The organism is Nocardia arseniciresistens (assembly GCF_046764875.1).
Lineage (GTDB): Bacteria > Actinomycetota > Actinomycetes > Mycobacteriales > Mycobacteriaceae > Nocardia > Nocardia arseniciresistens.
In genome coordinates, this window is the sequence record NZ_JBKORD010000031.1 from 1 (window position 1) to 12,453 (window position 12,453).

The 12,453-nt window shown below is 67.1% G+C and carries 13 protein-coding genes; 6 read left to right on the forward strand and 7 right to left on the reverse strand.

The window, feature by feature from the left end; translation table 11 throughout:
- Positions 1 to 185: 185 nt before the first annotated feature.
- Together radA and ACLMAJ_RS36930 are read right to left on the reverse strand one after the other, a co-directional pair.
- Complete coding sequence (gene radA, locus ACLMAJ_RS36925; RefSeq protein ID WP_412018558.1) at positions 186 to 1,592, reverse strand: DNA repair protein RadA; 1,407 nt, start codon at positions 1,590 to 1,592, stop codon at positions 186 to 188.
- A gap of 111 nt (positions 1,593 to 1,703) precedes the next feature.
- Positions 1,704 to 2,378 (reverse strand): copper chaperone PCu(A)C domain-containing protein, encoded by a 675-nt coding sequence (locus ACLMAJ_RS36930; RefSeq protein ID WP_412018559.1) that lies wholly within the window; start codon positions 2,376 to 2,378, stop codon positions 1,704 to 1,706.
- A gap of 341 nt (positions 2,379 to 2,719) precedes the next feature.
- Between ACLMAJ_RS36930 and carD the strand changes: the two genes are divergently transcribed.
- From carD to ACLMAJ_RS36960, 6 genes are all read left to right on the forward strand, one after another.
- Entirely contained in the window at positions 2,720 to 3,208 is a 489-nt protein-coding gene (gene carD / locus ACLMAJ_RS36935; protein ID WP_011206964.1) for an RNA polymerase-binding transcription factor CarD, read from the forward strand.
- 2 nt (positions 3,209 to 3,210) lie between these two features.
- A complete protein-coding gene (gene ispD / locus ACLMAJ_RS36940; RefSeq protein WP_412018560.1) occupies positions 3,211 to 3,909 on the forward strand; it encodes a 2-C-methyl-D-erythritol 4-phosphate cytidylyltransferase in 699 nt (232 codons plus the stop codon).
- Between the two features lie 2 nt (positions 3,910 to 3,911).
- Positions 3,912 to 4,379 carry a 2-C-methyl-D-erythritol 2,4-cyclodiphosphate synthase gene (gene ispF / locus ACLMAJ_RS36945; RefSeq protein WP_412018613.1) on the forward strand — a complete coding sequence of 156 codons (468 nt, stop codon included), beginning with the start codon at positions 3,912 to 3,914 and terminating at the stop codon, positions 4,377 to 4,379.
- A gap of 66 nt (positions 4,380 to 4,445) precedes the next feature.
- Positions 4,446 to 5,873 carry a cysteine--tRNA ligase gene (gene cysS, locus ACLMAJ_RS36950; protein WP_412018561.1) on the forward strand — a complete coding sequence of 476 codons (1,428 nt, stop codon included), beginning with the start codon at positions 4,446 to 4,448 and terminating at the stop codon, positions 5,871 to 5,873.
- A complete protein-coding gene (gene rlmB, locus ACLMAJ_RS36955) occupies positions 5,873 to 6,856 on the forward strand; it encodes a 23S rRNA (guanosine(2251)-2'-O)-methyltransferase RlmB (protein WP_412018562.1) in 984 nt (327 codons plus the stop codon). Before cysS ends, rlmB begins: the two co-directional genes overlap by 1 nt.
- Positions 6,857 to 6,934: 78 nt before the next feature.
- Positions 6,935 to 7,213 carry a DUF4190 domain-containing protein gene (locus ACLMAJ_RS36960; protein WP_412018563.1) on the forward strand — a complete coding sequence of 93 codons (279 nt, stop codon included), beginning with the start codon at positions 6,935 to 6,937 and terminating at the stop codon, positions 7,211 to 7,213.
- A gap of 65 nt (positions 7,214 to 7,278) precedes the next feature.
- On the opposite strand, the gene ACLMAJ_RS36965 is transcribed toward ACLMAJ_RS36960, so the two are convergent.
- The 5 genes from ACLMAJ_RS36965 to ACLMAJ_RS36985 form a co-directional block, all read right to left on the reverse strand.
- Positions 7,279 to 8,088 (reverse strand): enoyl-CoA hydratase/isomerase family protein, encoded by an 810-nt coding sequence (locus ACLMAJ_RS36965; protein ID WP_412018564.1) that lies wholly within the window; start codon positions 8,086 to 8,088, stop codon positions 7,279 to 7,281.
- Between the two features lie 333 nt (positions 8,089 to 8,421).
- On the reverse strand, positions 8,422 to 9,597 hold the full coding sequence (locus ACLMAJ_RS36970) for an acyl-CoA dehydrogenase family protein (protein ID WP_412018565.1): 1,176 nt from the start codon (positions 9,595 to 9,597) through the stop codon (positions 8,422 to 8,424).
- A gap of 132 nt (positions 9,598 to 9,729) precedes the next feature.
- A complete protein-coding gene (locus tag ACLMAJ_RS36975; RefSeq protein ID WP_412018614.1) occupies positions 9,730 to 10,566 on the reverse strand; it encodes a metal ABC transporter permease in 837 nt (278 codons plus the stop codon).
- A 29-nt stretch (positions 10,567 to 10,595) separates the two neighbouring features.
- The gene (locus ACLMAJ_RS36980) at positions 10,596 to 11,543 is read right to left on the reverse strand and encodes a metal ABC transporter ATP-binding protein (protein ID WP_412018566.1); all 948 of its coding nucleotides are present in this window, start codon (positions 11,541 to 11,543) and stop codon (positions 10,596 to 10,598) included.
- 20 nt (positions 11,544 to 11,563) lie between these two features.
- Positions 11,564 to 12,445, reverse strand: coding sequence for a metal ABC transporter solute-binding protein, Zn/Mn family (locus ACLMAJ_RS36985; protein ID WP_412018567.1), 882 nt, complete (start codon positions 12,443 to 12,445; stop codon positions 11,564 to 11,566).
- Positions 12,446 to 12,453 lie beyond the last annotated feature (8 nt).

Below are 12,453 nucleotides of genomic sequence, written 5' to 3' on the forward strand. Positions count from 1 at the left end.
GTTCGCGGCCCCCTTGGTCTCGCTTCCGAGCAGTCGAGACTCGCGCCTTCGGCGCATGCGCTTCGACTGCTCGGAAGCGAGACGGGCCGCGAACTCTAGTGCTCGGTCTCGCTTCGCTCGGGATACGTGGTCGTGGCGAGTGAGGGCGTTCGGGGGGATGGTCACGATCTTGGTTGGTGCGCTGATCAGAAGTCGGGGCCCTTTTCGGCGGGTGCTTTGCGTGGTTTGCGGAGACTTGCCAGGCGGATGGCCGATTTCAGGTCGGTGACCTCGTGGACCTTCATGCCGCTCTTGGATCGTTCCAGGCCCGGCGGGACGAGGGCGGTGGTGAAGCCGAGGCGTTCGGCCTCGGCGAGCCTGCGGGCGAGTCCGGTTACCTTGCGGACCTCGCCTGCCAGCCCGACTTCGCCGAGAATCACCCATCCCGGCGGTAGCGCGGTGTCGGATTCCGCGCTGGCGATGGCCAGCGCGATGGCAAGGTCGGCGGCGGGCTCCAGCAGTCGCATGCCGCCGACCGTCGCGGCGTAGACGTCATGTTTGCCGAGGAAAACTCGACCGCGGCTCTGTAGTACGGCCAGGACCATCGCGACCCGGTTGTAGTCGAGGCCGCTGACCGCACGGCGCGGCTGCGGCATCTCGGTGTTCACGGTGAGGCCCTGTACCTCGGCGACCAGCGGCCGTTTGCCATCCATGGCCACCGTGACAGCGGTGCCCGACACCGAATCCGTGCGGTGATGCAGAAACAGCCCAGAAGGGTCGCTGACGCACGAGATGCCGTCGTCGTGCAGTTCGAAACAGCCGACCTCGTCGGCGCCACCGAACCGGTTCTTGATGCCGCGCACCATGCGCAGCGTGGAGTTCTTGTCGCCCTCGAATTGCAGCACGACGTCGACCAGGTGTTCCAGGGTGCGCGGGCCCGCGATGTTGCCGTCCTTGGTGACATGACCGACAAGCAGCACCGCGATTCCGCTCGCCTTTGCCAGTGAGGTCAGCGCGGCCGCGACCGCGCGCACCTGGGTGACACCACCGATGGTCCCGTCCACATCGGGCGCGAGCATGGTCTGCACCGAGTCGACGACGAGCAATGAAGGACGCACCTGTTCGACATGCCCGAGAACGACCGAAAGATCCGACTCCGCGGCGAGGTATACCCGCTCGTGCACCGCACCGGTCCGGTCGGCACGCAGCCGGACCTGACCCGCCGACTCCTCCGCGGTGACATACAACGACTTCTGCTCGCGCTGATTCGCCCACCGGTGCGCGACCTCGAGCAGCAGCGTCGATTTGCCGACTCCGGGCTCGCCGGAGAGCAGCACGACCGATCCGGGAACGATGCCGCCGCCGAGCACCCGGTCGAGCTCCGAGACGCCGGTCGGCTGCGCCTGCGTCACCTTCGAATCGATCTGCGAGATCGGCGCGGCGGCGGTGCTCGGTAGCATTGCCCGTCGCCCCGCGGGCGCGCCGACACCGGCCGCCGACCCGGCCAGCTCGTTCACCGTGCCCCATGCGCCGCAGTCGGGGCACTTACCCACCCACTTGGCGACCTCGTGCCTACAGGCCGAGCACTGGAAGATCGACTTGGTCTTTGCCACAGGCGCACCTTACGTACCACGTCCGACAAGCCGGCTGGACAAAATAGAAAACGGCCGCCGCGCATTGCGCGACGACCGTGTTCGCCCCGCGGCGGCGGGGTGACATCTAACTCAGTGTCCGCCCTTGGCCGGCTCGGCCGCGCCGGACTTATCGGACTCGTGCCGGTCGGTCCCGAGACCCGCATCGACGGGAACCTGCACCTGAACGGTGCCGTTCTGCTTGAAATTGAACTTCACGGTGTAGGTGAGGCCGGGCGTGATGTTCCTGGCCAGGCTGGTGATCTCGATCGTCGCGGGCTTGGCGGCCGGATCCGAGGACGGCTTATCTCCCGTCTCGTGCGCGGTCGTCGGCGCCGCGTCGTGGGCCTCCGGCTTGGCGGCGGCCGCGGCGGAAGGTCCTGCGACGACTGTCTGCTGCGGCGCGATCTCGACCTTCGCGTCGGAAGCGGGACCGGCGATCTTCACGGGACCGAGATCGGTGGTGACGCTGGTGAGCTCGTCGGGGACCGTCTCACTGTTGTTGATGATCGACAGCGCGATCAGTGCCTTGCCACCCTGGATGTTGGTGTAACCCTGGGCCGGGTAGACGATGTGCACGTTGCGCAGCGCGATCTTGTTGATGTCGGCGTGGTTGCCGTTCACGGCGGCGACCTGCGTCGCGGTCTGCGCGATCTGGCCCGCACTACAGCCGGACAATGCGAGCGCCGCTCCCGCGGCGAGTGCGGCAACCGTCACCATGCGACGTCGCGCCTCCTTCGAGGCGGTCACAGTTTTCAGGGCAGTCACGGGTTGTCCTCCATGTCGACCGGGCACACTCCGCTGGGGAGCGTAGTAACTAGGCAGCGTAGTAGTTGGCTCCCGGACGCGGGCGTGGGGGCTCGCGACTCGCGGGTGGTTGGTAACAGTTCGATCGAATGTCGCCCACTTGCTCGGGTGCTGCCGACCGCGCAGATCGACCGATGTGGTATTCACGCCGGTCGATAACTCCTTCTGGCACAACGTAATGCACACCGCACCGGTTCTGTCAACCCCCGCGGTGCGCTCGTTGTGGCCCTGACCTGCGCAGTTGATCGCGCCGTTATCGAGTCGCATGTTAAACTGTGAACATCGAAAGGGGCACGGGACACATGATTTTTAAGGTCGGAGACACCGTCGTTTACCCCCACCATGGAGCGGCGCTGATCGAAGCTATCGAGACTCGCACCATAAAGGGTGAGCAAAAAGAGTATCTGGTCCTGAAGGTCGCCCAAGGTGACCTGACTGTGCGCGTTCCCGCAGAGAACGCCGAATACGTCGGTGTGCGTGACGTAGTTGGCCAGGAGGGTCTCGATCGAGTCTTCCAGGTGCTGCGGGCACCGCATACCGAAGAACCGACTAACTGGTCTCGCCGCTACAAGGCCAACCTGGAGAAGCTCGCCTCCGGCGATGTGAACAAGGTTGCCGAGGTCGTTCGTGACCTGTGGCGTCGTGAGCAGGATCGCGGACTGTCCGCGGGCGAGAAGCGCATGCTGGCGAAGGCCCGTCAGATCCTTGTCGGTGAACTCGCGCTTGCCGAGGGCACCGATGACGGCAAGGCCGAGACGCTGCTCGATGAGGTTCTCGCAGCGGCTTCCTGACCGTGAATGATTTACACAACGGCGGTCCCGTCGTTGCGTTGGTACCTGCCGCCGGTCGCGGCGTTCGTTTGGGTGAGTCCATGCCCAAGGCGTTCGTCGCGGTCGGCGGCATATCTATGGTCCGGCTGGCCGTCGACGGCCTGATCGCCTCGAGGGCGGTCGACCGGGTCGTGGTCATGGTCCCCGCCGAATTCGTGGAGAGCGCCGTCGCCCTATTGCCTCCCTCGGACTCGGTGCGCGTTGTCATCGGCGGCGCCGAGCGCACCGACTCGGTGCGTGCGGGTATCGACGCGGCGCCGGACGCCTCCTACTTCCTTGTGCACGACGCCGCGAGGGCGTTGACTCCGCCCGAGCTGATCGCGCGAGTCGCCGCCGAGTTGCGCGCGGGCCACCGTGCGGTTGTCCCCGCGCTGCCTGTCACCGACACCATCAAGTCGGTCGACGCGCACGGCGGTGTGACAGGTACTCCCGACCGTGCCGGCCTGCGCGCCATCCAGACCCCACAGGGTTTCGCCGCGGACCTGTTGCGCGCGGCCTACGCGACCGATGTCCATGCCACCGACGACGCGGGGCTTGTCGAACTGCTCGGCACCCAGGTGCGCACGATCCCCGGAGACCCCTTGGCTTTCAAGATCACCACCCCGCTCGATCTCCTGCTCGCGCATGCGGTGCTGGAGGGCATGGACGCGAGGACCTCGTGACCATGCGCGTCGGCATCGGCAGCGATGTGCACCCCATCGAACCCGGCCGCCCCTGCTGGATGGCCGGGCTGCTCTTCGAAGATGACGACGGCTGCGCGGGGCACTCCGACGGCGACGTCGCGGCGCACGCACTGTGCGACGCGCTGCTCTCGGCGGCCGGACTCGGCGACGTCGGCGCGGTGTTCGGTACGGGAAGGCCGGAGTGGGAAGGTGTCTCCGGCGCGGCGATGCTCGAGGAAGTGCGCAGGCTGTTGGACGAAGCGGGCTTCGGCATCGTCAATGCGGCGGTGCAGGTCATCGGCAATCGGCCCAAGATCGGTCCCCGTCGTTCCGAGGCGCAACAGGTGCTCGGCAAACTGCTCGACGCACCGGTTTCGGTCTCCGGAACAACCACGGACGGACTGGGTCTCACCGGTCGTGGCGAGGGTGTCGCGGCAGTGGCTACCGCGTTGCTGGAGGCGCGGGTATAGCATCCGGCCGGTCACACCCCGAGCCGGGCCATGAACCAGCAGGTACACCAGCTAGTATCGACGGTCGTGACTCTGCGCCTCTTTGACACCGACACGCGGACCGTGCGCGATTTCGCGCCACTGGTCCCCGGCCGTGCTTCGGTGTATCTCTGTGGCGCCACCGTTCAGGGTGAACCGCACATCGGCCATGTGCGAAGCGGAGTCGCGTTCGATGTGCTGCGGCGCTGGCTGCTCGCACACGATTACGACGTCTGGTTCATCAGGAACGTCACCGATATCGAAGATAAAATCCTGACCAAGGCGGGCGAAGCCGACCGGCCGTGGTGGGAATGGGCCTCGACCTACGAGCGGGCCTTCGATCGCGCGTATTGCCTGCTCGGAGTGCTGCCGCCGTCGGCAGAGCCGCGGGCAACCGGCCACATCACGCAGATGGTCGACCTGATGCGGCGACTGATCGAGCGCGGCCATGCCTACGCCTCGGAGGGCAACGTCTACTTCGACGTGCTCAGCTACCCGGACTACGGCAGGTTGTCGGGCCACCGGATCGACGATGTGCACCAGGGCGAGAGCCTCGGCCACGGCAAGCGCGACGCACGCGACTTCACGCTGTGGAAAGCGGCCAAGCCCGGCGAGCCGTGCTGGCCGTCGCCGTGGGGACCCGGCCGCCCGGGCTGGCATCTCGAATGCTCCGCGATGGCCGAGTTCTATCTCGGTCCCGAATTCGATATTCATTGCGGTGGTATGGATCTGGTGTTCCCGCACCACGAGAACGAGATCGCCCAGTCCAAGGCCGCCGGCGACGGCTTCGCGCGCTACTGGCTGCACAACGGCTGGGTGACCATGGGCGGCGAGAAGATGTCCAAGTCGCTCGGCAATGTGCTTTCGGTGCCGAATGTGCTCAAACACGTTCGGGCCGTGGAACTTCGGTTCTACCTCGGCAGCGCGCACTACCGGTCGATGCTGGAGTACTCGGACAAGGCGCTGCACGACGCCGCGCAGTCCTACCAACGCATCGAGGCATTCGTGCACCGCGTCGTCGAGCGCGTCGGTGAGATCCCGGTCGGAAAATGGACCGACGCGTTCGCCGCGGCCATCGACGACGACCTCGCCGTGCCGAAGGCGCTCGCGGAGATCCACTCCGTGGTCCACGAGGGCAACAAGGCCCTCGAGGCCGGCTCGATCGATACCGCTCGGGATCTGGCCGGACAAGTGCGTGCCATGCTCGGCATTCTCGGGGTGGACCCGCTCGACCCGCACTGGTACACCCCCGAGGACAACTCGACCGCACTCGGCGCGCTGGACGTGCTGGTGCGTGCGGAACTGGAGCGTCGCCAGCAGGCGCGCACGGACAAGGATTGGGCGAGCGCCGACGCGGCGCGTGACCGGTTGCAAGCAGCCGGTATCGAAGTGACAGACACACCGAACGGTCCGGAATGGTCGCTGGCCGCTACAACATCATCGCCTGGCGCGGTGCAGAGTGGAAAGGCGAACTGATGGCAGGAAACTCGCAACGTCGAGGCGCGATTCGTAAGGGCGGCACCAAGAAAGGCGCGGTCGTCGGCTCCGGTGGCCAGCGCCGCCGCGGCCTCGAAGCGCGTGGCGCGACGCCGCCCGCCGTCGAGCGCACCAAGCATCCCGCTTCCAAGCGGGCCGCGGCCAAGGCGAAGGCCGAGGCAAAGGGCAGGCCGACAGGGCCGCGCGGTGCGACGGGTCGCGCGGCAGGCCGCAAGAACGACGACGCTCCCGAGATGGTGCTCGGGCGCAACCCGGTCGTCGAATGCCTGCGCGCGGGCGTTCCCGCGACGGCGCTCTACGTAGCGGTCGGCACCGAGAACGATGAGCGACTGACCGAGAGCGTGCAGATGGCCGCCGACGCGGGCATCTCGATCCTGGAGGTGCCGCGCAGCGATCTGGACCGTTTGAGCGCCAACGGATTGCATCAGGGCGTCGGGCTGCAAGTGCCGCCGTACCGGTACTCGCACCCGGACGATCTGCTCGCGAGGGTCAGGGACTCGGCAGAGCCCGCACTGCTGGTCGCGCTGGACAACATCACCGACCCGCGCAACCTCGGCGCCGTGATCCGCTCGGTGGCAGCGTTCGGCGGACAGGGTGTGCTGATCCCGCAGCGCCGCAGCGCGAGCGTCTCCGCGGTGGCCTGGCGCACCAGTGCGGGTGCCGCGGCCAGGCTCCCGGTCGCCCGTGCGACGAACCTGACTCGCACGCTGAAGGATTGGGCCGCACAGGGTTTCCAGATCGTCGGCCTCGACGCGGGCGGCGACACCACCCTCGACGACTTCGACGGCAGCGACCCGACCGTCATCGTTGTCGGCTCGGAAGGCAAAGGCCTCTCACGTCTGGTCCGCGAGACCTGTGACTCGATCCTCGGAATTCCGATGTCGGGCCCGGTGGAATCGCTGAACGCGTCGGTCGCGGCGGGCGTTGTGCTCTCCGAGATCGCCCGACAGCGCCGCGTCTGAGCCGGCGCGCTGGCATGCCCGATAAATCGGGCATGCCATTGAGCGGCAAATCGACTCTCGCCCCGTAGAATTCGTGCGGTGGTGATACCCAACCAGCCCATCGGCCAGCCGGTCGAACATCCGAATGCGACGGCTGTGTTGTTCCTCGGCGCGGTGAGTCTGCTCTGCTGTGGCCTACTCGGGCCGGTGGCATGGGCACTCGGCCGACGTGCGCTCAGCCAGATCGAGGAATCCGGCGGCGCCTACGGCGGACGTACCCAGGTGACGGTCGGGCTCATCCTCGGCATCATCGGCACGATCCTGATGATCATCTGGGCCGTGTTGTTCCTGCTGATCATGGTCGGCGGCAACGCTTAGGGGCGTACCGCCGCCTTCGCTCCGGCCGTGCGCGGATTCAGGAAGGGCCACGCACCCATCAGGGGTCAATCCAGGCTCGGGCGGTCGGCTTCGCCCTTGCTGTCCCACGCGGGCCATTCCGCGCTGATGCTGCCGGTCCAGTTCGGCTGCCTTCGATCGCGGAACGCCGCCATCGCCTCGCCACCGTCGATGCTGTTGGCGACGTGCTTGTTCAGGTCGCCTTCCAGCTGTCCGACCATGGTCGGGCTCATTCCGATCCCCTCCCACAGCAGCCGCTTCGACAATGCCACCGGCAGCGGTGCCGACCCGTTGACGATGTCGTGCGCGATCTCCAACGCGGTCGGCACTACCTCGCCGCCGGGCAGGCAGCCGTTGGCAAGGCCCATCGCCTTGGCCTCGTCACCATCGAAGGTCCGTCCGGTCAGCATGATGTCCGCGGCATTGGCCATACCGACCAGCCGCGGCAGCGTCCAGTGCGCGTAGCCGTCCGCGAGCACGCCGCGGCGCACCTGGTTGAGGCCGTACACCGCGTCACGCGCCATGTACCGCAGATCGCACTGCAGGGCCAGTGCGAGCCCGATGCCGACCGCGTGGCCGTTCACCGCGGCGATCACCGGCTTGCGTACCCGCCACGGCGGCGGGTCGATGGTCGCGCTGACATCACCGACCCGGTTCGAAAGATCCGCGCCTGCGCAGAACGCGGGCGGCGTACCGGTGATGACAACCGCGCGAATCGCGTCTTCGGCATCGCAGCGCGCCAGCGCGGCGCTGAGTTCGGCAGCCATCGCCGGGGTGACGGCATTCTGCTGAGCTGGGCGATTTAGCGTGAGCACGGCGATGCCCGCGGAGACATCGACGAGCAGTTCCGGACTCATGCTTCTGGATGTTAGTGGAGTTTGATTGGCAGCGGGCTGTGTCTTTTTGGCGACGCCTGCGGCGTCGCGTGTTCGCGGCCCCCTTGGTCTCGCTTCCGAGCAGTCGAGACTCGCGCCTTCGGCGCATGCGCTTCGACTGCTCGGAAGCGAGACGGGCCGCGAACTCCAGTGCTCGGTCTCGCTTCGCTCGGAAGACGGGGTCGTGCCTAGTAGGAGTGTCGGTATGGACAGCCGCGACCCGGTGGATGTGGCTGTATCGCATGTGCTTCGCCCACTCGGATGTAAGGCCGTTGGCTGAGACGCGGGCAAGGCCCGCTGGCCGCGACGCGGCCTTTAGCTGCCGCGCAGGACCTTGCGGCCGATGGCGTACTTGTGGACCTCCGTCGGGCCGTCGTAGAGGCGGAAGGCGCGCATGTCGCGGAAGATCATTTCGACGACTGTCTCGTCGCTGATGCCGATGCCGCCGAGTACCTGCACGCAGCGGTCGGCGACCTTGAACAGTTCCTCGGAGACGAAGGCCTTGGCGACCGAGCTCTCGTGGCGTGCCTTGTCGCCGTTGTCCATCAGCCAGCAGGCGTGCCAGATGGTCAGGCGGCACTGGTGTAGCGCGATCTCGTTGTCGGCCAGCATGAACGACACACCCTGATGTTCGCCGATCGTCTTGCCGAAGGCGGTGCGGGTTTTGGCGTAGTCGACCGCGATGCTCTGTGACCGCTCCGCCGCGCCGAGCCAGCGCATGCAGTGCGTGAGCCGGGCGGGGGCCAGTCGCAGCTGGGCGTAGCGCAGCGCCTGTCCGGTCTCGCCGAGCAGCGCGGACTTGGGCAGGACGAGGTCATCGAAGCGGACGACGCCGTGGCCGCCGACGTAGTTGCGGTCCATCGTGTTCATGGTGCGTTCGATGACGATGCCGGGCTGGTCACCGTCGGTGAGGAACAGGGTAGGGCCCTCCGGCAGGTACGGGTTCGGCGCGACCTTGGCCATGATGATCCAGGTCTTGGCGCCGTTCGCGCCGGTGATCAGCCACTTGCGGCCGTTGATGGTGAAATTCTCGCCGTCGAAGGTCGCGGCGGTGGCCAGTTGGCCCGGGTCCGAGCCGGCGCCGTCCGGTTCGGTCATGGCGAAGACTGTGCGCCGGTGTCCCGCTACCGCGGGCGCGAGGTGGTGTTCGACCTGATCCGGGTTGGCGATCTTGGAGAGCAGGAACATATTGCCCTCGTCGGGTGCGGCGCAGTTCATGGCGACCGGGCCGAGGGTGGACCAGCCCGCCGCCTCATAGATCACGGCCTGCTCGATGTGCGTCAGGCCGCGTCCGCCGAGCGCCTCGGGGGCCTGGACGGTCAGCAGCTTCTCGGCGCGCGCGAGCTCGACGAGTTCCTGCCGGAGCTCATCGGTCGGTCCGTGCGAGGTCAGTCGCGGGTCGCGCTCGAAGGGGACGATCTTGTCGATGACGAACTGCCGTACCCGGTCGCGTTCGACGGCGAGTTCGGCGGGAATCGTGAAATCGATCATCGTTGGTCACCATTCGTTCGTTCGGGGGCGCGTTCGTCGAGCATACGAAACCTGCGCGGCACTACTGAAGGCACCCGCCCTCAGCAGTCGGAGGTGGCACTCTCGACCTACGGCCGCGCGCCGGGTTGCCCCTCAGCTGATGCGGGCGACCCTGCGGCGGCGCGGTCCGACAACGCGGCAGATCAGGTAGATCAGGAACGAGATCGTCGTGACGAAGGTCGACACCGGAACGCCGGGCGCGAGCGAAAGCAGGATGCCGCCGACAGCGGCGATCTCTGCGAACACCACCGCAAGCACGGTGGCTCGGACCGGATTCGCGGTCAGCTGGGCCGCCGCCGCTGCCGGGGTGATGAGCAGTGCGAGCACCAGCAGGGCACCGACGATCTGCACGCCGAACGCGGCCGTGATGCCGAGCATGACGGCGAACACCACCGACAGCGCCCGCACCGGTACGCCGCGGGCAAGTGCGACCTCCGGATCGGAGCTGGCGAAAAGCAGCGGCCGATAAACCATGGCGAGCACCGCGAGCACCAGCACGGTGCAGGTCGCGAGCAGTGCGATCCCGCTATAGCCGACGCTGACCACCTGGCCGGTCAGCAGCGAGAACTTCGATCCCGCGCGTTCAGGGCCGAGCCAGAGGAAAAGCACCGAGAGCCCGAGCCCGAACGACAACACCACCGCGATCACCGAATCACGTTCCCGCGCTTTGGTTCCCAGCACCCCGAACAGTACCGCCGCGACCACCGAGCCGACGATCGCGCCGAGGCCGACCCCGACTCCGGCCAGCAGCGCGGCGGCCGCACCGGTCAGCGAAAGCTCGCTGGTTCCGTGCACCGCGAACGACATCTGCCTGCTGATGATCAACGGGCCGATGGCGCCCGCGAGCAGCCCGAGCAGGGCCGCGGCGAGCACCGCCTGCTGGACGAAGGAGTACGAAAGCAGATTGGCGGTGGTGGAGAAGTCGAACATCTTCGACAGCACACCGGAGAGCTTGTCGATCACGAACGAACCCCGCGCGATTCTATGTCGGTGTCGGAAGGCGCCGTGCCACCGAAAGGCACCGCGCCGTGGCAATGTTGGGCCCCTGCCGCACCGAGCGCGTCCATCGTGTCACCGGTACCGACGACGACCAGCCTGCCGCGCACCCGCAGCACATCGACCTCGGTCTGATAGAGCTCCGACAGCACCGCCGAGGTCATCACCTCCTCAGGTGTCCCGAGCCGGAACTTGCCGTCCATCAGGTACAGCACCCGATCCACCAGCGGCAGAATCGGATTGATCTCGTGCGTCACGAAAAGCACCGCCGTGTTGTGGGTGTGTCTGCGCCGATCGATCAGTTCGGACACCAGCCGCTGGTTGGCCAGGTCCAGGCTGAGCAACGGCTCGTCACAGAGCAAAACCTTGGGGTCGCCGACCAGCGCCTGCGCGACCCGTAGTCGCTGCTGTTCGCCGCCGGACATGGATTCCAGTGGCGCGTAGGCGAATTTCTCCGCGCCGACGTCGGCGATGGCGGCCGTGACCTTGCGCTTGCGTGCCGCGCGCCCGCGCAGCCCGAGTCCCCAGCGGTGTCCGTCGACGCCGAGGCCGACCAGGTCGACACCGCGCAGCTGGACGCCGGAGTCGATGGTCTTCTGTTGCGGCACATAGCCGATATCGGGGTTGCCGGCGCGGGCGGGGGCTCCCGCGATATCGGCGGTCCCCGAGCTGAGCCCGAGCTGTCCGAGCAGCACCTTCAGCAGCGAGGTCTTGCCGGACCCGTTGGGTCCGAGCACCGCGACGAACTCGCCGGGCCGCACGTCGAGATCCAGTTCCTGCCAGAGCGTGCGTTCGCCGAAGGACAGCCGGGCAGCATCGAGATGGACGGCGGCCGAACCGCTGTCGGTGCGCGGTGGCAGCAGCCGTTCGACCGGTGTGGCGTGCTCGGTCAGCGCTGTCGACTCGCTCATGGCTGGTCCCCCTGGCCGCATCAACTCAGCGCCGCGGCGAGAGCCTGGGCGTTTTTGGTCTGCCACTGAATGTAATCCTCACCCGCAGGAAGGGTTTCGGTCACCTCGACGACGGGAATGCTCGCCGACTGTGCGATCCCGCGCAGGTCCTTGGTGATCTTGTCCTGGGTCTGGATGTTGTAGACGAACGCGCGGGCCTTCTTACCGGTCAGCAGATCCTGGGTCGCGGCGACGGCGGCGGGTGCGGGATCGGTCTCCTGCTCGATCGCTTCTTGGAACGCGTGCGGGGTCAGATCCTCGGTGCCCGCGGCAACAAGCAGGTAGTGCGCGAGCGGTTCGGTTTGCAGCACCGGCGTTTTCGGATGTTCCGCGGCGATCTTGGTGGCGATCGCGGTGATCGCGCCGAGCTGACTCTTGAAGGTCGCGGCGCGATCGGCGTATGCGGTGGCATGGGCAGAGTCGATCTCGCCGAGGGCCGCGGCGATCCGGTCGGCGACCGCGCTCACCGTGCTGATGTCGTAGAAGACGTGCTCGTTCTCGTCGCTCTTGTCGGTGCGGGATTCGAAGGCGTCGACGGTGCGCTTGTTCATGCCGGATACGGCCTTCTCGATGAACTCGTCGTAGCCGCCGCCGTTGTAGACGACCAGGTCCGCGTCGCTGATCTCGGCGGACTCCACGGCCGAGGTCTCGTGCGAGTGCGGGTCGGCCGATGGATCGCTGATCAAAGACGTCACGGTGGCATCCGGCCCCGCGATGGTCGCGGCGATGCCGCCCCACACGTTGGTGGAGGCGATGACGCTCGGCTTGTCGGAATCCTTCGAGGTCCCGCACGCGGTGAGGGCGAGGGCGGTGACCATCCCCACGGTGATGCCTGCGAATCTCATGGCAATTCGTGTTCTCACGCGGGGTA